This window comes from Pelomonas margarita (assembly GCF_043555875.1).
In the GTDB taxonomy this organism is placed as follows: domain Bacteria; phylum Pseudomonadota; class Gammaproteobacteria; order Burkholderiales; family Burkholderiaceae_C; genus Pelomonas; species Pelomonas margarita.
In genome coordinates, this window is record NZ_JBIGHW010000002.1 from 61,386 (window position 1) to 85,188 (window position 23,803).

Annotated in this window: 22 protein-coding genes; 13 read left to right on the forward strand and 9 right to left on the reverse strand. The window is 67.5% G+C overall.

The window, feature by feature from the left end:
* Nucleotides 1-19 precede the first annotated feature (19 nt).
* From ACG0Z3_RS03885 to ACG0Z3_RS03895, 3 genes are read left to right on the forward strand one after another with little or no spacing between them, the layout of a single operon-like run.
* On the forward strand, nt 20-3,220 hold the full coding sequence (locus tag ACG0Z3_RS03885) for an outer membrane lipoprotein-sorting protein (RefSeq protein WP_394396244.1): 3,201 nt from the start codon (nt 20-22) through the stop codon (nt 3,218-3,220).
* 3 nt (nt 3,221-3,223) lie between these two features.
* Complete coding sequence (locus ACG0Z3_RS03890; protein ID WP_394395494.1) at nt 3,224-4,483, forward strand: hypothetical protein; 1,260 nt, start codon at nt 3,224-3,226, stop codon at nt 4,481-4,483.
* An 8-nt stretch (nt 4,484-4,491) separates the two neighbouring features.
* Entirely contained in the window at nt 4,492-5,127 is a 636-nt protein-coding gene (locus tag ACG0Z3_RS03895) for a VTT domain-containing protein (protein ID WP_394395496.1), read from the forward strand.
* A gap of 424 nt (nt 5,128-5,551) precedes the next feature.
* On the opposite strand, the gene ACG0Z3_RS03900 is transcribed toward ACG0Z3_RS03895, so the two are convergent.
* The 6 genes from ACG0Z3_RS03900 to ACG0Z3_RS03925 form a co-directional block, all read right to left on the reverse strand.
* Nucleotides 5,552-6,376, reverse strand: coding sequence for a LytR/AlgR family response regulator transcription factor (locus tag ACG0Z3_RS03900; RefSeq protein ID WP_394395499.1), 825 nt, complete (start codon nt 6,374-6,376; stop codon nt 5,552-5,554).
* Between the two features lie 16 nt (nt 6,377-6,392).
* Nucleotides 6,393-6,791: a hypothetical protein gene (locus tag ACG0Z3_RS03905; RefSeq protein ID WP_394395500.1), complete on the reverse strand. Its 399-nt coding sequence runs from the start codon at nt 6,789-6,791 to the stop codon at nt 6,393-6,395.
* The gene (locus ACG0Z3_RS03910) at nt 6,788-8,203 is read right to left on the reverse strand and encodes a sensor histidine kinase (RefSeq protein ID WP_394395502.1); all 1,416 of its coding nucleotides are present in this window, start codon (nt 8,201-8,203) and stop codon (nt 6,788-6,790) included. The genes ACG0Z3_RS03905 and ACG0Z3_RS03910 overlap by 4 nt, the downstream gene beginning before the upstream one ends.
* Before the next feature lie 234 nt (nt 8,204-8,437).
* On the reverse strand, nt 8,438-9,004 hold the full coding sequence (locus ACG0Z3_RS03915) for a YceI family protein (RefSeq protein WP_394395505.1): 567 nt from the start codon (nt 9,002-9,004) through the stop codon (nt 8,438-8,440).
* A 47-nt stretch (nt 9,005-9,051) separates the two neighbouring features.
* Nucleotides 9,052-9,588 (reverse strand): YceI family protein, encoded by a 537-nt coding sequence (locus ACG0Z3_RS03920; protein ID WP_394395507.1) that lies wholly within the window; start codon nt 9,586-9,588, stop codon nt 9,052-9,054.
* A 14-nt stretch (nt 9,589-9,602) separates the two neighbouring features.
* Nucleotides 9,603-10,139: a cytochrome b gene (locus ACG0Z3_RS03925; protein ID WP_394395508.1), complete on the reverse strand. Its 537-nt coding sequence runs from the start codon at nt 10,137-10,139 to the stop codon at nt 9,603-9,605.
* 223 nt (nt 10,140-10,362) lie between these two features.
* Here ACG0Z3_RS03925 and ACG0Z3_RS03930 point away from each other — a divergent pair, with 223 nt between their 5' ends.
* The 3 genes from ACG0Z3_RS03930 to ACG0Z3_RS03940 are packed head-to-tail and all read left to right on the forward strand — an operon-like array spanning nt 10,363 to nt 14,274.
* Complete coding sequence (locus ACG0Z3_RS03930; RefSeq protein WP_394395509.1) at nt 10,363-11,484, forward strand: TRAP transporter substrate-binding protein; 1,122 nt, start codon at nt 10,363-10,365, stop codon at nt 11,482-11,484.
* Nucleotides 11,485-11,539: 55 nt separating this feature from the next.
* Nucleotides 11,540-12,118 carry a TRAP transporter small permease subunit gene (locus tag ACG0Z3_RS03935; protein WP_394395510.1) on the forward strand — a complete coding sequence of 193 codons (579 nt, stop codon included), beginning with the start codon at nt 11,540-11,542 and terminating at the stop codon, nt 12,116-12,118.
* Nucleotides 12,115-14,274, forward strand: a complete 2,160-nt coding sequence (locus ACG0Z3_RS03940; protein ID WP_394395511.1) for a TRAP transporter large permease — start codon at nt 12,115-12,117, stop codon at nt 14,272-14,274. Before ACG0Z3_RS03935 ends, ACG0Z3_RS03940 begins: the two co-directional genes overlap by 4 nt.
* A 5-nt stretch (nt 14,275-14,279) precedes the next feature.
* Here the strand turns inward: ACG0Z3_RS03940 and ACG0Z3_RS03945 are convergent, their stop codons facing one another.
* Together ACG0Z3_RS03945 and ACG0Z3_RS03950 are read right to left on the reverse strand one after the other, a co-directional pair.
* On the reverse strand, nt 14,280-14,402 hold the full coding sequence (locus tag ACG0Z3_RS03945; protein WP_394395512.1) for a hypothetical protein: 123 nt from the start codon (nt 14,400-14,402) through the stop codon (nt 14,280-14,282).
* Between the two features lie 46 nt (nt 14,403-14,448).
* Nucleotides 14,449-15,360: a DMT family transporter gene (locus tag ACG0Z3_RS03950; protein ID WP_394395513.1), complete on the reverse strand. Its 912-nt coding sequence runs from the start codon at nt 15,358-15,360 to the stop codon at nt 14,449-14,451.
* A gap of 125 nt (nt 15,361-15,485) precedes the next feature.
* Here ACG0Z3_RS03950 and ACG0Z3_RS03955 point away from each other — a divergent pair, with 125 nt between their 5' ends.
* A complete protein-coding gene (locus tag ACG0Z3_RS03955) occupies nt 15,486-15,998 on the forward strand; it encodes a DUF4440 domain-containing protein (protein WP_394395515.1) in 513 nt (170 codons plus the stop codon).
* Between the two features lie 55 nt (nt 15,999-16,053).
* Here the strand turns inward: ACG0Z3_RS03955 and ACG0Z3_RS03960 are convergent, their stop codons facing one another.
* Complete coding sequence (locus ACG0Z3_RS03960; RefSeq protein ID WP_394395517.1) at nt 16,054-19,596, reverse strand: indolepyruvate ferredoxin oxidoreductase family protein; 3,543 nt, start codon at nt 19,594-19,596, stop codon at nt 16,054-16,056.
* A 217-nt stretch (nt 19,597-19,813) separates the two neighbouring features.
* On the opposite strand from ACG0Z3_RS03960, the gene ACG0Z3_RS03965 reads away from it, so the two are divergent.
* The 6 genes from ACG0Z3_RS03965 (at nt 19,814) to ACG0Z3_RS03990 (ending at nt 23,793) form a co-directional block, all read left to right on the forward strand.
* A complete protein-coding gene (locus ACG0Z3_RS03965; protein ID WP_394395519.1) occupies nt 19,814-20,311 on the forward strand; it encodes an Lrp/AsnC family transcriptional regulator in 498 nt (165 codons plus the stop codon).
* 80 nt (nt 20,312-20,391) lie between these two features.
* Nucleotides 20,392-21,513: a diguanylate cyclase gene (locus ACG0Z3_RS03970; protein ID WP_394395521.1), complete on the forward strand. Its 1,122-nt coding sequence runs from the start codon at nt 20,392-20,394 to the stop codon at nt 21,511-21,513.
* Nucleotides 21,514-21,539: 26 nt separating this feature from the next.
* Complete coding sequence (locus ACG0Z3_RS03975; RefSeq protein ID WP_394396245.1) at nt 21,540-22,427, forward strand: EamA family transporter; 888 nt, start codon at nt 21,540-21,542, stop codon at nt 22,425-22,427.
* A gap of 10 nt (nt 22,428-22,437) precedes the next feature.
* Nucleotides 22,438-23,094: a hypothetical protein gene (locus ACG0Z3_RS03980; RefSeq protein WP_394395524.1), complete on the forward strand. Its 657-nt coding sequence runs from the start codon at nt 22,438-22,440 to the stop codon at nt 23,092-23,094.
* Between the two features lie 94 nt (nt 23,095-23,188).
* Nucleotides 23,189-23,557: a methylglyoxal synthase gene (locus ACG0Z3_RS03985; RefSeq protein ID WP_394395526.1), complete on the forward strand. Its 369-nt coding sequence runs from the start codon at nt 23,189-23,191 to the stop codon at nt 23,555-23,557.
* Between the two features lie 71 nt (nt 23,558-23,628).
* A complete protein-coding gene (locus ACG0Z3_RS03990) occupies nt 23,629-23,793 on the forward strand; it encodes a hypothetical protein (RefSeq protein ID WP_394395528.1) in 165 nt (54 codons plus the stop codon).
* The last annotated feature ends 10 nt before the right edge of the window (nt 23,794-23,803 follow it).

Genomic DNA, 23,803 nt, shown 5'->3' on the forward strand with positions numbered 1-23,803 from the left:
GGAGACTGCCTTGACAGACATGAGCGCCATCGCCGCAAAGCCAGGGGCCCACCTTCACCAGACGCTGCAAAGCAGCTTGAAGCTCGAACGCTACGTGGAGTGGATCGTCGACTACCGGAAGTGGGTGATCGGCGCGATCTTGGCCATCACCGCTTTCTTCGGCCTGTTCGCCGCAAAGCAGCAGGTCATCATCAACCCCGCCTCGGTAGTGCCCCAGAGCCACCCTTACATCAAGGCGACCAACACCATCGAAAAGGTCTTCGACTCGAAGTACCTCGTCGTGGTGGGTGTGACACCGCGCGAAGGCGACGCATTGCAGCCGAGGGTGCTGGAGGCCGTGCAGCGGCTGACGACCCAGCTCTACGCGTCCCCCAGCGTCTCCAAGCAAACACTGCTCAGCCTGTCCTCTCGCCAGGCCAAGGGCATCAATGGCACGGCCGACGGCTTCGAGGCGCGCGCGCTGCTGTCGGATATTCCCCGGACGCCCGAACAGGTCGCCGCGCTGAAGGCGCGCATCGAGACGAATCCGGTCTACCGCGAGACGGTCGTGTCCAAGGACTGGCGCACCGCCACGATCATGCTGGAGCTCAAGGAGAACCCGAACGGCTTCGGCGCCATGCTGGAAGACGTGCATCGCATCATCGGCGCCGAGAAGGATGCCGGGCTGGACATCTCGTTGAGCGGCAACCCGGTCTTCCTGCATCAAGCCGAGATCTTCGCCAACCGCATCAACTGGCTGTTCCCGATCGCCGTGCTCGTCATCGGCCTGCTGCATTTCGAGGCGTTCCGCACCCGCCAGGGCCTCATCCTGCCGCTCGTGACCGCACTGCTGTCGGTGGTCTGGGGCGTCGGCGTGATGGGCCTGATGAAGATCCCGCTGGACATCTTCAATTCACCAACGCCCATCCTGATACTCGCCGTCGCGGCCGGGCATGCGGTCCAGCTGCTGAAACGCTACTACGAGCGCTACATCGATCTCGTCAAGGTGCATCGCGTCGAGCCGCTGGTCGCCAACCGGCTCGCCACCATCCAGTCGCTGGCTGCGGTCGGCCCTGTCCTGGTCATCGCCGGCGGCGTGGCTGCGCTGGGCTTCTTCTCGCTGGTGGTGTTCGAGGTGGAGACGGTCCGCGCGTTCGGCATCTTCACCGGCATCGGCATCCTGACCGCCGTCGTGCTGGAGTTCACCTTCACGCCGGCCGTGCGCGCGGCGCTGAAGCCGCCTTCGCTGGCGCAGATCGACACCGAGACGCGCATCCGCTTTTGGGACCGCCTGGCCATGGGCATGTCGGCGCTGGTCGTCATCCCGAAGCACCGTATCAAGGCGCTCGCGGCGCTGGTCCTGTTGACCGGCACCGCCATCGGCGGCTGGCACCTGGTGCAGGTCGACAACGCGAGCAAGAGCTTCTTCGGCGAGTCGCTGGCGATCCAGAAGGACGACGCGTTGCTGAACCAGCAGACCGGTGGCACCAATGTCCTGTATGTGATGGTGGACACCGGCAAGGCCGACGGCATCAAGGACCCGCAGATCCTGAAGGCCATGCGTGCCCTGCAGCACCACGCAGCCGGCCAGCCCATCGTCGGCAAGACGCTGTCGATCGATGACTTCCTGCTGCGCATGCACGCAGCCGCCTCCGGCGAGGCCAGGAGCGCCGAGCGCTTGCCGGACGACCGCGACTTGATCGCCCAGTACCTCTTCCTGTACGGCATGTCGGGCAACCCGGAGGATTTCTCTGCCCATGTCGACTACGACTACCAGCGCGCCAAGGTCTCCGTGATGCTGCGCACCAACAGCAACGCCGAGATCGACCAGTTGGTGCAGGACCTTCGCGCGGTGGCCACCAAGAGCTTCCCCGCGGATGTTCAGGTCAGCTTCGGCGGCGAGGTCGCGCAGACGCTGGCGGTGACCGAGGTGATGGTGCGCAGCAAGCTCATGAACATCGCGCAGATCCTCGGTGTGATCTTCCTGGTATCGGTGATCGCGTTCCGGTCGATCCTGGCGGGGCTGCTGGTGCTGTCGCCGCTGCTGGTGGTGCTGTCGTTGCTTTTCGGTGCCATGGGCTACTTCGATGTGCCGCTGAACATCCCGAACTCGTTGATCTCCGCCATGGCGGTCGGCATCGGCGCGGACTACGCCATCTACCTGATCTACCGAATCCGGGAGTACGTGGCGCAAGGCCAGGCCTTGCCCGAAGCCGTCGCGTCGGCAATGAAGACGGCGGGCAAGGCCTGCCTGTTCGTCGCCACCGCCGTTGCCGGTGGGTACGCGGTGCTGATGGCGTCGTACGACTACAAGGTCCACGTCTGGCTGTCGGCGTTCATCGTGCTGGCCATGCTGGTCAGCGTGTTCGCCGCGCTCGTCCTGATCCCAAGCGTCATCCTGAGCATCCAACCGAAATTCATCTTCAAGCGGCGCTCCAGCGACCTGGCTGCCATCGTGTTGATCGGTGCAGCTGCCGTCGGCTTCCTCACTTACTCGCGCGTGGCCTGGGCCGAAACCAACCCTGCGGACCTGATGGAACGCAACGCCGCGGTGACACGCTTCAGCACGTCGGTCGCCAGCGCCGAGTTCACGCTGGAGAACAAGGACGGCAGCAAGCGCACTCGCCAAGCCAGCATGTCTTCCAAGCTGCAGCCCAACGACAAGGACACCATGCGCCTGGTCAAGTTCGACGCGCCGGCCGACATCAAGGGCACATCGACGCTGTTGGTGGAGCGCTCGGCCAAGGAGGACGACATGTGGGTCTACCTGCCTGCCATGAAGAAGGTGCGCCGCCTGGTGGCGTCCAACAAGCGCGACAGCTTCATCGGCACCGACTTCAGCTACGGCGATGTCATGGGCTACAAGGTCAGCGACTGGACCCACAAGCTCGTGGCCGAGCAGGCCCGTGACGGCGCGCCACACTATGTCGTCGAGTCCGTGCCAGCCAACGACACGGTCAAGAACGACAGTGGCTACAGCAAGCGCACGACGTGGATACGCAAGGACAACCTGGCAACCACCTTCGTCGAGACCTTCGACGCGGGCGGCCAGCCTTACAAGCGGTTCACCTTCTCCGACATCAAGCCGGTCGACGCCGCGAAGTCGAAGTGGCAACCGATGAAGGCCGTCGGCGCGAACCTGCAGAGCGGTCACACCACCACCATCGTGTTCAGCACCTTCAAGGTCGGCGACAAGTTGAACGACGACCTGTTCTCGGCCAACGCGCTGTCGAGCCACTGACCCATGCACCTCAACGCTGTACTGGCAGGCGCGACGCTGCGCCTGGGGTGGGTTGCAACTGCGCTGCTGCTGCCGGCAGCGGTGGCGATGGCGGCACCGCCGCGGTTCTCCGGCGAGGTCGGCGCTTCGGTCTGGAGCTCGGACCGCCGGCTCAATGACGACAAGGGCATCGCCGTCGGCCGCGCCAAGCTCGCAGGCGAGTGGGCGCCGTCGGACCTGTTCAGCTTGCGCGTGGAGGGGACGGTCATGTCCGCTCCCGAACGGCTTGACGGAGATCGGACATCGACGCGCCTGAAAGAGCTGTTCGTCGAATCGCGGTCGCTGCCTTGCTTACCCTCGTTAGGCAAGCGCTTCGTGTCATGGGGCAAGACCGACGCGCTGAACCCGACGGATCAGCTGTCGCCGACAAACCACCGCCGCCTCGCGGCAAAGGACACCGAGCAGCGCCAAGGTGTGTGGGGGCTGCACCTGAACTGCACTGCAGGGCCAGGGCGCCTGCAGGCGCATCTGCTGGACCGCTTCCGCTTCAATGACGTTCCCCTGTCGCGACGAGCCCGTGTCGAGTTCAAGGAAGACAAGCCCCGGCTGCGCCCATCAGCGGCGTTGCGCTACGAGACGATGGGCGAGGCGGCCGATTGGGCGGTCTCGTTCATCGACGGTCATGACCTCCATCCGACATTGACCTTGCGTTCGATGTCGGCACAAGGGCTGCTGATCGGACTTGACGCCACTCGCATGCGCATGGTCGGTGGCGACATCGCAATCACCCACGGCTCGATGGTCTATCGCGCCGAGGCGGCGTGGGTGCAGTATCCGAATCTCGTTGCCGGCCTGCACGCTCAACGTCGGCCATATGCCTCTGCCGTGGTCCAGGCCGAGCGCGGCCTCGGTGACCGCGAGACGATCGCGATCCAGGCATTCGCCAAGCACTTGCGCGGGCAAGTCGAGGTGACCGGTCATCCGGTTGTGGACGGGCTCCAAATCGCGCAGGGGCTACTGAGCAACGAACTGGATCGTCGCCAGTACGGCTTGACGCTGCGCTACGCCCGCCCGCTGTGGGAGTCCCGCGCCGACATGGACATCTTCGTGGTCTACACGCGGCCGCGCGGCGACTGGATGGTGCGTGGGCGCCTCAACCATGCGTTGAGCGACAGCCTGCGCCTCAGTACGGGCATCGACCTGTTTCGAGGGCCTGTCGATTCCTATCTCGGCAACCTGCGCGCCAACTCCCTGGCGTTCGTGGAACTGAGCACAGCCTGGTAGGGACTGTCGTGGACATACCGCTCTACTTCATCGACCTGCTCGCCAACTTCGACAAGCACCTGCAGCACTGGTGTACGGCCTATGGCATCTGGGCGCTGGCCATCGTGGCGCTCATCATGTTCGCCGAGACGGGCTTCGTTTTCTTTCCGTTCCTGCCCGGCGACTCGATGCTGTTCGTCATAGGGATTTTCTGCGGGGCGGGCGTGATGGATTTCAAGCTGGTCATCCCCGTCCTGATCACTGCGGCAGTGGCCGGTGACGCAGTCAACTTCGTCATCGGCAGGCATTGCGGGAGCATGCTGCTGAGGCACCTTCCGCGCCTGGAAGGCGGCCACCGGCAGGCGCAGAACTACTTCTGCAAGCACGGCGTCCGCACCATCGTGATGGCACGGTTCATTCCCGTGCTGCGGGGGTTTGCACCATTCGCGGCCGGCTTCGGCCGCATGCGCCAAAGCACGTTCACGCAGTACAACGTGATGGGTGCGGTCTTGTGGGTCGTCTCGCTCATCGGCCTCGGCATGGCCTTCGGAGATCTGGCGATCATCCGGCAGAACCTGTCAAAAGCCATCCTTGGCATCATCGTCCTGTCGCTGGTGCCGCTGGTCTTCGAACGGCTGACGCGCAAGCCGGCCAGCGTCAGATAACGCACCTCGATCAACGCAAATGGCTGCCGCGACCGGTTCCAGCACTGGCCGGGCGAGGCGGCAAGCCGGTCAGTGCCCGCGAACCCACCGGGACCCACAACGCCTTTTCTGGACGCTTGGAAGCGCGTCCATTCCGACTCGGCACGGACGTGGTTTCCGAAGGAGTTTGACCGTCGAAGCAAACGCCCGCCCGCTTTCGTCGCCGCTTTGTCCTGCAGACGACGGCCGCTCCCGCCATCTGACGCTGAGCTACCCCTTACAGGCGAGCGCGGCCAATCTACAGGCAATAACTGTTCGTACGGAATCTCGATGCCTCAGAGGAGTCCTGCGCATCCAAGCAGTCACCAAAGCCTCCTCCTTTACCTGCGCAATTTCGCGCAGCCGCATCCCGGCTTCTCCACCCGCGCTCCTGCGTCCCACCCAATTACATGCCCTTGAACAGGTGCGTGTAGCTCCGGCTGACTTCCAGCTTCTCGGTCAGCCCCTTCACACCCACCAGCTGGCGGCCGCGGAAGTCGCGGGTGATGCCATCGATGGCGCGCGCGTTGACCAGCGTGGAGCGGTGGATCTGCCAGAACAGCTGCGGGTCCAGCTCGTCCACCAGCTCCTTGATGGGCTTGCGGATCAGGGCCTCGATCTTGGCCGTCTGCACACGGGTGTACTTCTCGTCGCTGATGAAGAACAGCACATCTTCCACCGGAATCATCTGGATGGCCTGGCCCACGGTGGCCTGGATCCACTGCAGGTATTGCGGCTTAGCGGCCGCCGGGTTCATCTGGCCAGACAGCTTGTGCAGCAACTGCTGCAGAGGCGCCGGGGCGCTGTCGCTGAAGTCAGCGGACGGCGCGTCGCGCTGGGCCAGGCGCTTCTTGATGCGGGCCACGGTCAGCTGCAGGCGGTCGCGCTCGGCGGGCTTAAGCACGTAGTCGGCCACACCCTGCTCGAAGGCCTCGACGGCGTACTGGTCGTAGGCAGTGATGAAGACGATCTCGGGCACGAGCCAGTCGTCGTCATCGGGCAGCTGCGCGATCTGCTTGGCCGCCTCCACGCCCGTCAGGCCGGGCATGCGGATGTCCAGGAACACGAGGTCGGGCTTGTGCTCCTTGACCAGCTCGACGGCCTCAAGGCCGTTCTTGCCTTCGGCCACGATGTCCAGCTCGGGCCAGACCTCGGTGAGCCGGGCGCGCAGCTGCTCGCGCATCAGTCGTTCGTCGTCGGCCAGCACGGCGCGGATGGGTGTGTTGCTCATGGCGCCGGATGCTAGATCAGACCGAGGCCGCCGAACGCGCGGCGTTGGCACGGCTGCGGTTACGCAGCACGACGAACAGCAGCAGGGCCAGCAGGATGAGCGGCGAGCCCAGCACGGCGCCCACGCCCAGCACCATGGCGATCACGGCCGCCACCACGCCGCCCACGATGAGCAGCGGCAGCGCCACGCCCAGCAGCAGCACCAGCGGCACGACGATGAGGCACACGACGCCGCTGATCAGCAGGCCCAGCCCGGCGCCCAGCCAATCGCCCATGCCGCTGAGGAAGACCTCCTCGTCGTTGATGACGACATGCATGTCGGTGAAGTCCTGCGTCAGCAGCGTGGCACCGGCCAGCAGGGCCAGCAGCACCATCAGTGCGGTGACGGCGAACAGGATCTTGAACGCGGTTTTCATACGGACGCTCCTTCTTCGTTGCGGCTGCGATAAGGCACGGTGATGGTGACGACGGTGCCGGTGGGTTGGTTCTCGGTGACGGTGACGCTGGCCTTGGCGCCGTGCAGCAGTTGCAGGCGCTCACGGATGTTGGCCAGGCCCACGCCGGTGCCGGAGGTGGCGGCGCGACCGAAGCCCAGGCCGGTGTCGGCCACGGTGACGGCCAGCTTGCCGTGCAGGATCTCGGCCTTCACGGTCAGCTTGCCGCCCTCGGCCTTGGGCTCCAGGCCGTGCTTGATGGCGTTCTCCACCAGGCCCTGGATCATCATGGGCGGGAACTCGGCCGACATCAGGCCCTCGGGCACGTCGATCTCGGTCTGCAGGCGCTCTTCCATGCGCATCTTCAGGATCTCGAGGTAGGGCCGGATGACGGCCAGCTCACGGCCCAGGTCGCGGGTGGCGGTGGCGTTGGCCTCGCGCATGGTGGGCATGGAGGCCCGCAGCAGCGCGATGAGGTTCTTCTGCATCTTGCTGGCGGTGGGCGGATCGACCTCGATGAGGTGGTCGATGCTGGCCAGCGTGTTGAACAGGAAGTGCGGCTCCACCTGGGCCTGCATGGCGGCCATGCGGGCTTCGATCACCTGGCGCTTCAGCGCCTCGGCCTCGGCGCTCTCGGTGGCCTGCGCCGCCTTGACCTCGGCCTGGATGCGGCCCTTGTACATGCCCTTGATGACGGCCGACGCCAGGATCCACAACACGGCCAGCTCGTTGAGCGAGTCGCCCAGGCGCACCACGGTCACGCGGGTGCGGGACTCGGCCTTCTCCTCGGCGTGGCTGGCCACCAGCTCATCCAGCGCTCGCTGCGCCTCAGCCACCTCGTCCTGCAGGCTGTTGACCTCCTCGGCCTCCTGCTTGAGCGCCTCCAACTTGTCCTTGGCCTGCTCCAGCGCCTCGCGGATGTCGTCGGCCCGCACGCTCTTGGGGAACTCGATCTCGATGGTGGGAGCATCCGTCGCTGCGGCACTGGCCGCCGCGCTGGCTGCCGAGGCGGACTGGGCGGGCCGGATGTGAACGCCGCGCTCGTCGATCTTGACCTCGTAGGGCACCTTGCTGGCGTTCTTGCGGGCCTGCTCGGCCGCCTTCTTGGCCTGCTCCACCGCCTGCTCGGCTGCCTTGCGGGCCTGGCGGCGCACCTTCTCGGCGCTGTCCGAGCTCTCGATCTGCTCGCTCACCCGCCAGGTGAACGGGGGCAGCTCCTGCACGATGTTGACGGCGATCAGCAAGGCCACGGACAGCAGCGCAAAACGCTTCCAGCTGATGCCGACCAGCCAGCCGGCATAGAGGTGGAAGTAGCGCACCGCGGCGCTGGAGAAGCGCTGCCAGCGCTCGATCCAGAGCTTCTGCTGGGGGCTGGGTGTGAAGGAGGGAGTCATGACCGGGAGGGCGGTGGGGCCGGGGTGATTCGGTGTCGTTGGGGCCACTGTACGCAGGCCGGTGCAGGCGGGCGCGGTCCAAGCGATGCGCCGGCCGTCGCCGTTGACGAACTGCACAAGCGCCCGACAGGCCGCACGGCGCGCGCCGGGCCGCCACCGCGCCCCGTGAATACGTCACGCCAGAAACGCGAAAGCCCGCCGGGCGGCGGGCTTGGGCGCAATCCAGCAGCAGGTTTACTGCTTGATGGCTTCGACCTGGATCAGCAGACGCACGCTGTCAGGGATGCCCGGCAGGCCGTAAGTCATGCCCCACTGGCTGCGCTGGATGGTGGTCTCGAAGTCGCCGCCACAGACCTCGCGCTTCAGGCGCGGGTTCTCGTAGCAGCCGAAGCTGCTGGCCGTCAGCGTGACGGGGTTGGCCTTGCCCAGCATGGTCAGCGTGCCGGCGACGCTGACGACCTTGTCACCGTTGAAGGTGAACTGCTCGCCGACGAACTTGGCCGTCGGGTGCTGCTCCACAGCGAAGAAGTCCTTGCTCTTCAGGTGGCCGTCGAAGGGGCCGATGCCGGTTGAGACCGATGCCATGTCGATGGTCAGGTCGACCTTGCCGGTCTTGGCGGCCTTGTCCAGCGTGACCGTACCTTCCTTCTGCACCCAGCGGCCGCGGTTGGTGCTGACACCGAAATGCTTGGCCTCGAAGAAGACCTGGGTGTGGGTCGGGTCGATAGCGTAGGTGGCGCTCTGGGCCTGGGCGGCGCCAGCGGCGGCAAACAGGGCGGCAAGCAGCAGGGTGTGCTTCATGGGCAGGGTCTCCGGGGGTAAGGGAAGGACGGAAGGAAAGAGGCGGCTCAAAGGCCGGCGAAGGACAACTTGAACTTGACGGTCACGTCGTTGGCCACCATGGAGGTGTCGGCCCATTCGCCGTCACCGATCTTGTAGTCCAGGCGCTTGATGGCCACGCTGCCGGCGGCCACGCCGTTGCTCAGCGTGATGGGCACGACCACGTCGCGCGCCGAGCCCTTGATGGTCAGTTTGCCGGCCACGTCGTACTTGCCGGGGCCGCTGGGCTTGATGGCGGTGGACACGAAGGTGGCGCGGCCGTTGCGCTTGGTGTCAAACCACGGTGCCTTGGCCACCTCGGCGTCGAAGCTTGCGTCCCCTAGCGACACGCTACCCAGGTCTACCGTGAAAGCGATTTTGCCGGCCTCAGGCTTCTTGGCATCAAAGTCCAGCTGGGCCTCGAACTTGGTGAACTTGCCGTCCACCGGCACACCCATCTGCTTGAAGGTAAAGGCCAGCTCGCTCTTGGCTGGCTGCAGCGTGGCGGCAGCCTGCGCGGCCAGCGCGGTGGTGGCGATCAGCAGGGCGGAAAGCAGTCGTTTCATGGTGAATCCAGAGGTCAGGCGCGGCCAATGCCCATGCGGGCGAGCAGGCCGTCGCGGTCGATGAAGTGGTGCTTGATGGCGCCGCCCACATGGGCCAGCACCAGCAGCGCCAGGCCGTAGGCTGAGAGCTTGTGCAGCAGCTTGAAGGTGTCGGCCAGGCCGGAGTCCTTGGGAACGAAGTCGGGCAGCGGCAGCACGCCGAACCACACGATGGGATAGCCCGCCGCCGAGCTGTAGGCCCAGCCGGCCAGAGGCACCGCAAAGAACAGCACGTAGAGCAGGTGGTGCGTGGCGTGGGCGGCCTTGGCCTGCCAAGCGGGCATGGGCGCATCGGCCGGCGGGCGGTGCGTGAGGCGCCACAGCAGCCGCAGCGCCGACAGCGCGAGGATGGTGACGCCGGCCCACTTGTGCCAGTTGTACAGCTTGAGCCGCGCGGGCGAGAACGGCAGCTCCGTCATGTAGAGCCCCACCCCGAAGGCGCCGACGATGGCCAGTGCCAGCAACCAGTGCAGCACGATGGCGATGGGGGTGTAACGGGTGGCAGTGCTCATCATGGCTCGCAGTGTGTTCCCGACAGGCTGGCCAGCGGTTCACCCGCCTTGTCGCCATTGTTCAGCGATTTTGAACAGCCTAGCCCGCCACGGGGCTTCGCGGGGGTTTGACCCAGTTGCGCAGCGCGCCCCCCGGGCCAGACATTCAGGGCGCGGCCAGCGCCGGCCGCAGAGGTTGTTCTGTTCGAGGCGCATTCCCACAACACCGATGGAGACAAGCCCAATGACCCAGAAACCCAGCGCACGTCGTCGCTTCATCAAGACGGCAGCGGCCACCACCGCCGGGGCGGGTGCCCTGGCAGCCCCCATGATCGCCACCGCGCAGACCACCACGCTGCGCTTCCAGTCCACCTGGCCGGCAAAGGACATCTTCCACGAGTACGCGCAGGACTTCGCCAAGAAAGTCAACGACATGGCCGGTGGCCGCCTCAAGATCGAGGTGCTGCCCTCGGGCTCGGTTGTGCCGGCCTTCCAGCTGCTGGACGCGGTCAACAAGGGGACGCTGGACGGTGGCCACGGCGTCGTGGCCTACCACTACGGCAAGAACAATGCGCTGGCCCTGTGGGGCTCTGGCCCGGCCTTCGGCATGGACCCAAACATGGTGCTGGCCTGGCACAACTACGGCGGCGGCAAAGCGCTGCTAGCCGAGGTCTATGCGGCGCTGAACATCGACGTCGTGTCCTTCCTGTACGGCCCCATGCCAACGCAGCCGCTGGGCTGGTTCAAGAAGCCGGTGGCCAAGCCCGAGGATCTGAAGGGCCTGAAGTTCCGCACCGTGGGGCTGGCGGTGGACGTGTTCAAGGAGCTGGGCGCTGCCGTCAATCCGCTGCCGGGCGGCGAGATCGTGCCGGCGCTGGACCGCGGCCTTATCGACGCAGCCGAGTTCAACAACGCATCCAGCGACCGCGTGCTGGGCTTCCCCGACGTGGTGAAGAACTGCATGCTGCAGAGCTTCCATCAGAGCGGCGAGCAGTTCGAGATCCTGTTCAACAAGGCCAAGTACGACGGCCTGCCGGCCGAGCTCAAGGCCGTCATCGACTACGCGGTGCAGGCGGCCAGCGCCGACATGAGCTGGAAGGCCATCGAACGCAACAGCAAGGACTACGACGAGCTAAAGAAGGCCGGCGTGAAGTTCTACAAGACCCCCGACAGCGTGCTGCGCGCCCAGCTCGCCGCCTGGGACAAGGTCACCGCCGCCAAGGCCGCCGAGAACCCGCTGTTCAAGAAGATCCTGGACAGCCAGAAGGCCTTCGCCGCGCGCGCTGGCGGCTGGCAGAACGACTACACGGTGGACTTCAAGATGGCCTACAACCATTACTTCCGGGCGGCGGGCAAGAAGGCCTGACACCGCTGACCACACCAGGGGGGCCTCGCGCCCCCTTTTTTGACTGTCGTCGCCCATGAAACAACTGCTGCTTGCGGTGGACCGCCTGTCCACCTGGATCGGCCAGGCCTTCGCCTGGATGATCGTTGCGCTGACGCTGCTGATCAGCTGGGAAGTGTTCTCCCGCTACCTGCTCAACGACCCGCATGACTGGAACCTCGACGCCCAGCTGATGGGCTACGGCACCCTGTTCATGATGGCCGGCGCCTACACGCTGGCCAAGAGCGGCCATGTGCGGGGCGACGTGCTGTACGGCTTCTTCCAGCCGCGCACCCAGGCCGCCATCGACCTGGCGCTGTACCTGTTGTTCTTTCTGCCCGGCATCGTCGCGCTGACCTGGGCGGGCTGGACCTTCTTCCAGGACGCGCTGGCCATCCGCGAGTCCACCTTCAGCGCCACGCCGCTGCCGGTCTACCCGTTCAAGGCCGTTATCCCGATGGCCGGCGGGCTGCTGCTGCTGCAGGGGCTGGTGGAGATCGTGCGCTGCGTGCAATGCCTGCAAGCGGGCGAGTGGCCCAGCCGCGAACAGGACGTCGAGGAAGTCGACGTCGACAAGCTCAAGCAGATGGTCCACGCCGACGGAGCCGCCCGATGAAAATCCGCAAGGAACTGTGGTTCGGCTTCGTGCTGATGGCGCTCATCATCGCCGGCACGGGCTTCGTGTTGCTCAGCGCCGAGCAGCTCACGCGCGGCCACCTCGGCCTGGCCATGCTGGCTCTGGTGGTAGTGGCCATCATGCTGGGCTTCCCGACAGCGTTCACGCTGATGGGCATGGGCATGCTGTTCACCTGGCTGGCCTACGACTTCGACACCGGCAAGACTCTGGCGCTGATGGTGCAGAGCGCCTTCAAGGTGATGGGCAACGACGTGCTCATCTCCATTCCGCTGTTCGTCTTCATGGGCTACTTGGTCGAGCGAGCCAACCTGATCGAGAAGCTCTTCAAGAGCATGCACCTGGCCATGGCGCGGGTGCCGGGCTCGCTGGCGGTGGCCACCATCTTCACCTGCGCCATCTTCGCGACGGCCACCGGCATCGTCGGCGCGGTCGTCACGCTGATGGGGCTGCTCGCGCTGCCGCAGATGCTCAAGGGCGGCTACGACGTGCGCATCTCCGCCGGCGCCATCACCGCCGGCGGCTGCCTGGGCATCCTGATCCCGCCGTCCGTCATGCTCATCGTCTACGGCGCGACGGCCGGCGTGTCGGTGGTGCAGCTGTACGCGGGCGCCTTCTTCCCCGGGCTGATGCTGGCGGGGCTGTACATCGTCTATGTCGTGCTGCTGGCCAAGCTCAAGCCGGCGCTGATGCCGCCGCTGTCGGCCGAGGCCCGCTTCGTGCCGCTGCCGCCGCTGGCCGAGCGCCTGAGCGCAGGCCGGCCGCGCGCGGCGCTGCCGGCGCTGCTGCAGGCCCTGGCCCGCGAGCCCGCCAAGGCGCCCGTGCTGCGCCAGCTGGGCGTGGCCCTGCTGCCGGTGGCACTGGTGCTGTTCATCGCCGCCGTGGCCTGGCTGCACGCGCACAGCCCGCAGCCCGCGCCGGCCCCGGCCGACGAAGCGCCGCAGGCCATGGGCGCCACATCGCCAGCCACCGCGCCGGCAGAGGCCGGTGGCCTGGCTGAACCGCCCGCAGACAGCGGCGGTTTGTCCGAGCCGCCGGCCGACGTCGGCGGGCTGGCCGAGCCCCCGGCAGACCCCGCCAGCGAACAGGCCGGCATCGCCGAGCCGCCCGGCGCCCAGCCGGCCGCCAGCGTCAGCGAGCCCGCGGCCGTTGCCGAACCCGCCGCGCCCGCCGCATCGGCACCGGCAAGCCCTGACCCCGGCCGCGGCTGGCTGGGCTGGGCCGTCACGGGCGGCGTGCTGCTGGCCTTCTACGCCGTGCTGACCTTCCAGCGGCTGGAGATCTTCAAGCTGCTCCTGACCAGCTTCTTCCCGCTGCTGGTGATGATCCTGGCGGTGCTGGGTTCCATCGTCTTCGGCCTGGCCACGCCCACCGAGGCGGCCGCCGTCGGTGCGTTCGGCGGCTACGTGCTGGCGGCCATCTACGCCGTCATCAACAAGCGCGCGCCGGGCGAGCGCCGGCCGGTGTTCATCGTGTGGCTGCTGCTGTGGCTGCCCTTCTTCGGCTGCCTGGGCTGGTTCATCGCGCACAAGGAAGGTCTGGCGGCCCAGCCCGTCAGCGCCGGCCTGGGCGCCATCGCGGCAGGTGGCGTACTGCTGTGGGCCATGCTGGCCTACCGCCAGGCGCGGCTGCAGACCGAGGTGAAGGAGTCCGTCTTCCTGACCGCCAAAACCAGCGCCATGGTGTGCTGGCTGTTCGTCGGCTCGGCCATCTTCTCGGCCGCGTTCGCGCTGCTGGGCGGGCAGGAGCTGGTGGAGAAATGGGTACTGGGCATGCAGCTCAGCAAGACCGAGTTCCTCATCCTCAGCCAGCTCATCATCTTCATCCTGGGTTGGCCGCTGGAGTGGACCGAGATCATCGTGATCTTCATGCCCATCTTCATCCCGCTGCTGGACCACTTCGGCGTGGACCCGCTGTTCTTCGGCCTGCTCGTCGCACTGAACCTGCAGACCGCCTTCCTGAGCCCGCCCGTGGCGATGGCGGCGTTCTACCTGAAGGGCGTCAGCCCGCCGCATGTGACGCTGAACCAGATCTTCGCCGGCATGCTGCCATTCATGGCCATCCAGGTCATCGCCATCGTGCTGCTGTACGTGTGGCCCGAGATCGGGCTGTGGCTGCCCAAGGTGCTGTACGGCTAAGCAGGTCAGCGCGAGCGCGCCGGGCGGCTGACGAGGAAGACGCCGCCCAGCACCAGCACCGTGCCCGCCACGATCCACAGGTTCATGGGCTCGCCCAGGATGAGCACGCCCATGATCAGCGTGCTCATCCGAGATCGGGCTGTGGCTGCCCAAGGTGCTGTACGGCTAAGCAGGTCAGCGCGAGCGCGCCGGGCGGCTGACGAGGAAGACGCCGCCCAGCACCAGCACCGTGCCCGCCACGATCCACAGGTTCATGGGCTCGCCCAGGATGAGCACGCCCATGATCAGCGTGCTCATCGGGCCCACCATGCCCACCTGCGAGGACAGCGGTGCGCCGATGCGGGCGATGGCCATCATCACCATCAGCACCGGCGCCACGGTGCAGGCCGTCGCATTCAGCAGCGACAGCCACAGCACCGGCTCGGGCACCCGGAAGCTGCTGGCGGGCTTGAGCAGCAGGAACTGCGCGATGCACAGCACGCAGGCCACCGTACTGGCCAGGCCGGCCAGCCGCAGCGAGCCCAGGCGCTGCACCACCTTGCCGCTGAGCGACAGGTAGATCGCGTAGCTGACCGCGCTGGCGAACACCAGCGCCGTGCCAATGGCCGTGTGGCGGCCCTCGAAGCTCAGCTCATGCGCGAACACCGCCACCACGCCCGCGTAGCTGATCGCCATCGCGACCACCTGGCGCGCCTGCAGCCGGTGCTTGAACCACAACACCGAGATCAGCAGCACCAGCGTCGGGTTCAGGTACAGGATCAGCCGCTCCAGGCTGGCCGAGATGTAGGCCAGGCCGGCGAAGTCGAGGTAGCTAGCCAGGTAGTAACCGGTGAAGCCCAGCACGCCGATGTCGCGCCAGTCCTGCCGCGTCAGCGCCGGTTTCCCCCGGCCGGCCCACCAAGCGATTGCCAGAAATAACGGCAGCGCCAGCAGCATGCGCCACATCAGCAGCGTGACGGCATCGACGCCATGGCGGTAGGCCAGCTTGACGATGATGGCCTTGCCGGAGAAGCCTATGGCCCCCAGCACGGCGAGCAGCAGGCCGACCCACAGGCGGCGCGGCTCGGGAGGAAGGTGTTCAGCCATGCCGCCATGGTGCCAGCACCAAGGTCGCCGCTGGCTCTGTGCATCGTGCATGCGTGCTTCGCGCCCGGGCCGGCATCACAGATACTCCCGCGCCATCGCGTCTTGCACTCAAGAAAGCGTTAGACATGCACGTGATCATCCGCCCGCAGCGCCGGTCTCTCACCGTCGCGGCCTGCCTGCTGTTGATGCTGGTCGGCAGCGGCTGCTCGACGAAGCCCCAGGTGGCGGTGTCGCCGCCGCTGAGCTGCGACCGTGCCGGCAATACCTGCGTCGCCGACCTGATGGCGGCGCTGGAGGACTGGAAGGCCGCCTACAACGCCCGTGACCCGCGACGCCTGCAGCAGCTCTACGCGCCGGGTGCGCTGATCACCGATGACGAGTACGTGTCCGTGCCCCTGGCCGGCGACACGTTGTCCGAGTTCTTCGACCAGATGGCACAGCGGCCCACGGCCCGCATGCGCTGGCAGGTGGGCAACCTGATGCTGTTCGGCGAGACGGCCGTGCGCTCGGGAGAGTACGAGCTCGAGGAGCAGGTGGACGGCCAGCCCAGGAAGCGGCCAGCGCGCTACAGCTTCGCCTACCAGCGCATCCAGGGCCGCTGGCTCATCGTGCTGCAGCACTCGACCTTGAGGCCCTGAACGACGACGCCCCCGCAAGACAGGCCTGGGACGGGGCGTCAGGGCGTGTCGGTGGTCAGACCTTGGCCAGCAGCGCGTCCCACCTGGCCTTGGCGGCGTGCTCGTGGCGCGCCTTCACGTGGCCGTAGCCGCGGATGTCTTCCGGCACGCGGGCCAGTTCGACCGCGGTGGCCAGGGACTCGGCGCTGAGGCCGGCCAGCGCCTTATCCACACCGGCGCGGTAGTCGGCAATCCAGCGTCGCTCCATGCGGCGCTCCTCAGTGTGGCCGAAGACATCGAAGGCCGTGCCGCGCAGGCCCTTCATCTTGGCCAGCAGCGCGAAGGCCGAACGCACCCAGCCTCCGAACGGCCGCTTCACGAGCTCGCCCTTGGCGTTCTTCTTGGCCAGCAGCGGCGGCGCGAGGTGGTGCACGAGCTTGTAGTCGCCCTCGAACATGCCGGCGACCTTGGCCGTGAACGCCGCGTCGGTATGCAGGCGCGCCACCTCGTACTCGTCCTTGTAGGCCATCAGCTTGAACAGGTAGCGGGCCACGGCCTCAGTCAGCGTCGTCTTGGCGCCCAGCTTGGCTTCGGCGGCACGCACCTTGTCGACGAAGGCCTTGTACTCGGCCGCGTAGGCGGCGTTCTGGTAGCCGGTCAGGAAGTCGACGCGCTTGGCGACCATCTCATCCAAGCTCTGGCGCTTGACGAGCTGGATGACGGCCTGCGCCGCGTACAGCGCCTGCACGGCCTTCAGGTCATGCGCGCAGCGGCGGCCCCATTCGAAGGCGGCCTTGTTGTTGTCGACCTGCACACCATTGAGTTCGATGGCGCGCATCAGCGCGTCGTAGCTCAGCGGGATGCGGCCGCGCTGCCACGCGAAGCCCAGCATCAGCGGGTTGGTGTAAAGCGAGTCACCCAGCAGCTTGACGGCCACCTCCTCGGCGTCGAACGAGCCGAAGTGCTCCACGCCCACGGCCTTGGCCACGGCCTGTTCGCAGGCGGCGCCGGGGAAGCTCCAGTTGGCGTCGTTCACGAGCGTCGCCGTCGGCGAGCCGTGCGTGTTCAGCGCGACGAACGTGCGGCCTTCGCGCATGACGGCCAGCGTCGCCTTGTTGGCGGCCACGATGGCGTCGCAGGCAATGACCAGGCGCGCCTCGGCGGTGCCGACCTTGGTGCAGTGGATGGCCTCGGGGGTGTTGGCGATCTGGATATGGCTCCAGGTCGCGCCGCCCTTCTGGGCCAGACCGGCGGCGTCCTGCGTGATGACGCCCTTGCCTTCCAGGTGCGCGGCCATGCCCAGCAGCTGGCCGATGGTGATGACGCCCGTGCCGCCCACGCCGGCCACGACGATGCCCCAGGCTTCTTCCGCGTTCGGGACAACCGGCAGCGGCAGCACGCCCAGCGCCGTGTCGAACGGGCTCTTGCGGCCTTCCTTCTTGGGCTTCTTCAGCTCGCCGCCCTCGACGGTGACGAAGCTGGGGCAGAAGCCCTTCACGCAGGAGTAGTCCTTGTTGCAGCTGTTCTGGTTGATCTGGCGCTTGCGGCCGAAGTCGGTCTCCAGCGGCTCGATGGACAGGCAGTTGGACTGCACGGAGCAGTCACCGCAGCCCTCGCAGACCAGCTCGTTGATGACGACGCGCTTGGCCGGGTCCACCAGTCTGCCGCGCTTGCGGCGGCGGCGCTTCTCGGTGGCGCAGGTCTGGTCGTAGATGATGGCCGTGACGCCCTCGATCTGACGGAGGAGGCGCTGGATGTCATCCAGCTCGTCGCGGTGGTGCACGGTCACGCCGGGGGCCAGGGCCACGCCTTCGTACTTGGCAGGATCGTCCGTGACGATGACCAGCTTCTTCACGCCCTCCGAGATCACGCTGTTCATGATCTGTAGCACCGTGTGGCCCTCAGGGCGCTCGCCGACCGTCTGGCCGCCGGTCATGGCGACGGCGTCGTTGTAGAGGATCTTGTAGGTGATGTTCACCCCCGCAGCGATGCTCTGGCGGATGGCCAGGCTGCCGCTGTGGAAGTAGGTGCCGTCACCGAGGTTGCTGAAGATGTGCTTCTCGTTCGTGAACGGCGCCTGGCCCACCCAGGGCACGCCCTCGCCGCCCATCTGGGTGAAGGTGGCCGTGTTACGGCCGGGCATCCAGGTCACCATGTAGTGGCAGCCAATGCCGCCCACGGCGCGCGAGCCCTCCGGCACGCGCGTGCTGGTGTTGTGCGGGCAGCCCGAACAGAACCACGGCGTACGGTCGGCACCGCCGGCAGTCTTTTCCTCGGCCTTGAGCGAGGCTTCCTTGCCGTCGATGACGGCCATGCGGGCGTCCAGGCGGGCGACGATGTCGCTGTCCACGCCCAGCTTCTTCAGCCGCTTGGTGATGGCGCGCGCGATGATGGCCGGCGTCAGGTCCGCCTGGGGGCGCAGCAGCCAGTGGTCGCTGGGGTTGGGCACGCTCCACTCACCGCCGTCGGCATCACCGGCGTCGAACTTGCCGAGCACGTTGGGACGCACATCCGAACGCCAGTTATAGAGCTCTTCCTTGACTTGGTACTCGATGATCTGGCGCTTCTCCTCGACGACGAGGATCTCCTGCAATCCTGAAGCGAACTCGCGCGCCACCTGGGCTTCGAGCGGCCACACGACGTTGACCTTGTGCAGCCGGATGCCGATGCGGCGGCAGGTGTCGTCGTCCAGGCCCAGGTCGTGCAGCGCCTGGCGGGTGTCGTTGTAAGCCTTGCCGCTGGTGATGATGCCGAAGCGGTCGTTCGGCCCCTCGATGACGTTGTAGTTCAGGCGGTTGGCGCGGATGTAGGCCAGCGCGGCATACCACTTGAAGTTCATCATCCGCGCTTCCTGCTCCAGCGGCGGGTCGGGCCAGCGGATGTGCAGACCGCCCGGCGGCACGACAAAGTCCTCGGGCAGCACGATGTTGACGCGATCGGGGTCCACGCTGACCGAGGCCGACGATTCGACGATCTCCTGGATGGTTTTCATGCCCGCCCACAGGCCGGAGAAGCGGCTCATCGCAAACGCGTGCAGGCCCATGTCCAGGATGTCCTGCACGCTGCTCGGGAAGAAAGTCGGGAAGCCGACCGCCTTGAAGACGTGGTCGCTCTGGTGGGCGGCTGTGGAGCTCTTGGCAATGTGGTCGTCACCCGCGATGGCAATGACGCCGCCATGCCGAGAAGTGCCCGCCATGTTGGCGTGCTTGAAGACGTCGATGCAGCGGTCCACGCCCGGGCCCTTGCCGTACCAGAGGCCGAAGACGCCGTCGAACTTGGCCTTGTCGGGGAACAGGTCCAGCTGCTGTGTGCCCCACACGGCCGTGGCACCCAGCTCCTCATTGACACCCGGCTGGAACACGATGTTCTGCTTGGCCAGGTGCTTCTTGGCCTGCCACAGCGCCTGGTCGTACGTGCCCAGCGGCGAGCCGCGGTAGCCGCTGATGAAGCCGGCGGTGTTCAGCCCGGCCATCGCATCGCGCGTGCGCTGCAGCATGGGCAGGCGCACCAGGGCCTGTACGCCGCTCATGAAGGCACGCCCGGTGTCCAGGGCGTATTTGTCGTCGAGCGTGACGTTCTGAAGCGACTTCAGGATGTGCTCGGGCAGCGGTGCGTTCATGCGGGGCTCCAGGTTGGCTGGCGTGCGGCCCTTGTGAGGCGGCGGCGCGGGCTGCGGGCCAGTGTGGTGCAACTCGGCCCGGTCGGCCAGTGTAGGAAAAGCACGGCGCCGGATGCTTTCTCTTCTTCGCTCGATCAGCCGCCGTCCGGCAATTTCCTTTCTTGATTCAGTATTTAGAGAACAATATTGATCGCCACACCGCCTCTCAGGGCAAACCATGAGCACTACAGGACCCACGCCCGACGCCTTGGACCGCTACCACATCGCCATCCTGGCCGAGCTGCAGCGTGACGCGCGGCAGTCCAACGCAGAGCTGTCCCAGCGCATCGGCCTGTCGGCCGCGCCCACCTGGCGGCGTGTGAAGTGGCTGGAGGAACAGGGTTACATCACCGGCTACCGTGCCGAGCTGGACCGCCGCCGCATCGGCCTGGGCGTGCTGGCCTTCGTGCGCGTGGACACCGAGCGCAGCGCCGCGTCGGCCACCAAGGCGCTGGAGGACGAGATCCGCCGCCTGCCCGAGGTCATCGCCTGCCACTACATCTCCGGCGCCGGCACCTTCGAGCTGCAGGTCATGGCGACGGACCTGGACGCCTTCTCGCGCTTCTCCATCAACACGCTGCTGAAGCTGCCCAACGTGAAGGACATCCACACCAGCTTCTCTCTGGGCGAGGTGAAGGCCGGCGGCGCGCTGCCACTGGCACACCTGCAGGGCTGACGCCGCCATGCTGCCGCTGGTGAACAAGCCCCGCGCAAACGGCAAGACTCGCCCCCCTGCGCAGGGGTTAGGCTAGGCGCATGGCAACGCCGCTTTTCCGTCGACTGGGAGACGTCTGGCTGGGCACGGACCGGCTGCAGCGTCTGCGCCTTCGCCAGACCTCGCTGGCCATGGCCTTGATGGCCTTCTGCGTGCCCATGCTGCACTACGCTGTCGGCGTGGCCCACATCCAGCCTGGCTGGCCGCTGTGGACCTGGACGGCCCTGTCGCTCGGCGGCATGGTGGCCCTGTATGCAGCGATCCGCAGCGGCTGGTCGCGGCGCTTCGCCGACCCGTCACTGACCGCGGTGCAGATCGCGTTTGCGATCACGTCGGCCGCGACCGGCTACGCCCAGGCCGGGCTGCTGCGCGGCGGCGCCTTCCCGGTGCTCACGCTGATCCTGATGTTCGGCATGTTCCAGCTGCGCGCCCGCAGCGCCTACGCGCTGTGCGCCTACGCGCTGGCGCTGTTCGGCGCCGTCATGGTGAGCATGACGCGGCTGCAGCCGCAGATCTACACCGTCGAGGCCGAGCTCGGCCACTTCCTGATGCTGGCCATCATGCTGCCCGCCGTGGCGGCGCTGACCGCCAAGCTCAGCCGCATCCGGCACCGGCTGGCCGCGCAGCGCGAGGAGCTGGAACGCGCGCTCGCCCAGCTGAGCGCCATCGCCACGCGGGACGACCTCACCGGCCTGCCCAACCGCCGCCAGGTCAGCGCGCTGATGGAGCAGGAGCTGCAGCGCTCGCTGCGCCACGGCCACGGCTTCTGCATCGCGCTGCTGGATCTGGACCACTTCAAGCGCGTCAACGACCAGCACGGCCACGCCGCCGGCGACGCCGTGCTGCGCGCGTTCGCCCGCGCCGGCCAGGCCGCGCTGCGCGCCACCGACGTCATCGCCCGCTGGGGCGGCGAGGAGTTCCTCGTGCTGCTGCCCGACACCGCCATGCCGCTGGCGCTGGTGGGCCTGGAGCGGCTGCGCCAGCACACGGCCGCGCTGCGCATCGACACCGAGGACGGCGCACAGCTGTCGGTGACCGTCTCCATCGGCCTCACCGAGCACCGCCGCGACGAGGCGCTGTCCGACACGGTGGAGCGTGCCGACCAGCTGCTCTACCAGGCCAAGGCCGAGGGCCGCGACCGCATCTGTGCCAGCGACGCCTGACGGCCGCCACCTCTCGCATGCCCGCCCTGCCACCGCGCCACCTGCTGCTCGCCCTCGCCGTCGTCGCCATCTGGGGCAGCAACTTCGTCGTCATCAAATACGCGCTCGCCGTCATGCCGCCCATGACGCTGGCCGTGCTGCGCTTTGCCCTGGCCTTCGTGCCGGCCTGCTTCTTCCTGGCCCGCCCGCCCGTGGGCTGGCGCAACCTGGCCGGCTACGGCCTGTTCGTCGCGGTCGGCCAGTTCGGCCTGCTGTACTTCGCCATGCGCAGCGAGATCTCGCCCGGCCTGGCCTCGCTGGTCATCCAGACCCAGGTGTTCTTCACGCTGCTGCTGGCCGTGCGCGTGGCCGGTGAGCGCGTGCTGGCCAGCCAGTGGCTGGGGCTGGCGCTGGCCGTTGCGGGCATCGCCCTCATCGCCGCCCACACCGACGGCACGACCACGCCGCTGGGCCTGGGCCTGGTGCTCGCCGCCGCGCTGTCCTGGGCCTGCGGCAACCTCGTCGGCAAGCGCGCGGGGCGGGTCAACATGCTGGCCTATGTAGTGTGGAGCAGCGCCTTCGCCGTGCCGCCCCTGCTGCTGCTAGCGCTGCTGGTGGATGGGCCCGGGCGCATCAGCGCCGCGCTGGCCAGTGCCGACGCTGGCACCTGGGCCGCCGTGCTGTGGCAGACGGTGGCCAACACGCTGTTCGGCTACGGCTGCTGGGCCTGGCTGCTGACGCGCCACCCGGCCGCGCGCATCGTGCCGCTGGCACTGCTGGTGCCGGTGTTCGGCATGGGCGCCAGCAGCCTGTGGCTGGGCGAGCCACTGCCCGCGTGGAAGCTGGGCGCGGCGGCCCTGGTGCTGAGTGGTCTGCTGATCAACCTGTTCGGCGCCCGGCTTTTGGGCCGGCGCGCGCCCGCCGCTGCCGGCTAAGCTGGCCGCCATGAAGCGCCGCACGCTGACCACCCTGACCGCGCTGGTGGCCCTGCCCTGGCTGGCGTGGCCCGCCGTGGCCGCGCCGCCGGCCGTGCCGCTGCGGGTCGAATGGCGCTGGGTGGACACCCTGCTGCCACCGTCCGCGCAGGCCGGCGTGCGTGACGGCGCCGTGGTCGTGGGCACAGCCGGCACCGTGTCGCCGCAGGGGGCCGGCGTCGTCACCCGCACTGCCACGGCCGCGCCGCCGCCGGTACAGCAACTGCAGGTGATGAACGGCCAGCAGGCCGCCCGGCAGCTGACGACCCGCGAGCCGCTGCAGTGGGTGGACGCGCTGGTCGAGCTGGATCCCACAGGCCGCACACCGCGCGCCCTGCACGCCCAGCCCCGCCAGGGCGAGCGCACGCAGGTGCAGCGCCTCACCGTCACGCCCACCTGGCCCGGCGGGCGGGCACCGGTGCGCGTGGTGCTGGAGGTAACAGACGGCGACCTCGCGCTGCAGACCACGCTGGACCTGCCGCTCGCGCAGTGGCACACCGTCGCCCGCAGCGGCGCCGCCATGGCCCCGGCCGAGCGCGGCACGCTCAGCAGCCGCGATGCCGCCGGCCAGCCCGCACGCGAGCTGCAGTTGCGCGTGTCGCCGGCCCTGAGCCTGACTGAACGCTGAAGCCCGCCTTCTCGCCACGCGAGGCGCTGATGGGCGCTGACGGGCGGGAAGCCGTGTAACGTCATCGTCTCCGCACCGCACGAGCCCCCACCCGATGAGACTCGCCTTGATCGCCCACGACGGCAGGAAGGACGCCATGATCGCCCTCGCCGCCGAGTTCCTGCCGCTGCTGCAGCGCTGCACGCTGATGGCCACCGGCACCACCGGCACGCGGCTGACGCAGGCGCATGGCCTGATCGTGGAGCGCATGCTCAGCGGCCCGCTGGGCGGCGACCTGCAGATCGGTGCGCGGCTGGCCGTGGGCGAGCTGGACGGCGTGATCTTCCTGCGCGACCCCATGACGCCGCAGCCCCACGAGCCCGACATCAACGCACTGGTGCGGGCCTGCGATGTGCACGACGTGCCCTGCGCCACCAACGTCAGCACCGCGCGGCTGCTGCTGCAGCGCTGGAGTGCCGCCTGACAGACAGGCTAAAATCCGCGCCTTTCGTCGAATTGCCCCTGCTGTGGGCTAAGTTTTCACTGGAGCCAGACATGGGCAACAAGATCGTCACCGAAGCGGACCGCAAGGCCACTCCCCGCCCCGCCGCCCCCAAGGGCGTCACCTTCACGGCCGGCAAGGGCCAGCTGAGCAGCCTGGAGCGCGGCGCGCACACCCGCTCGAAGAAGAACCCGGGCAAGCGCCCGCATTCGGGCTGATCATTCGGGC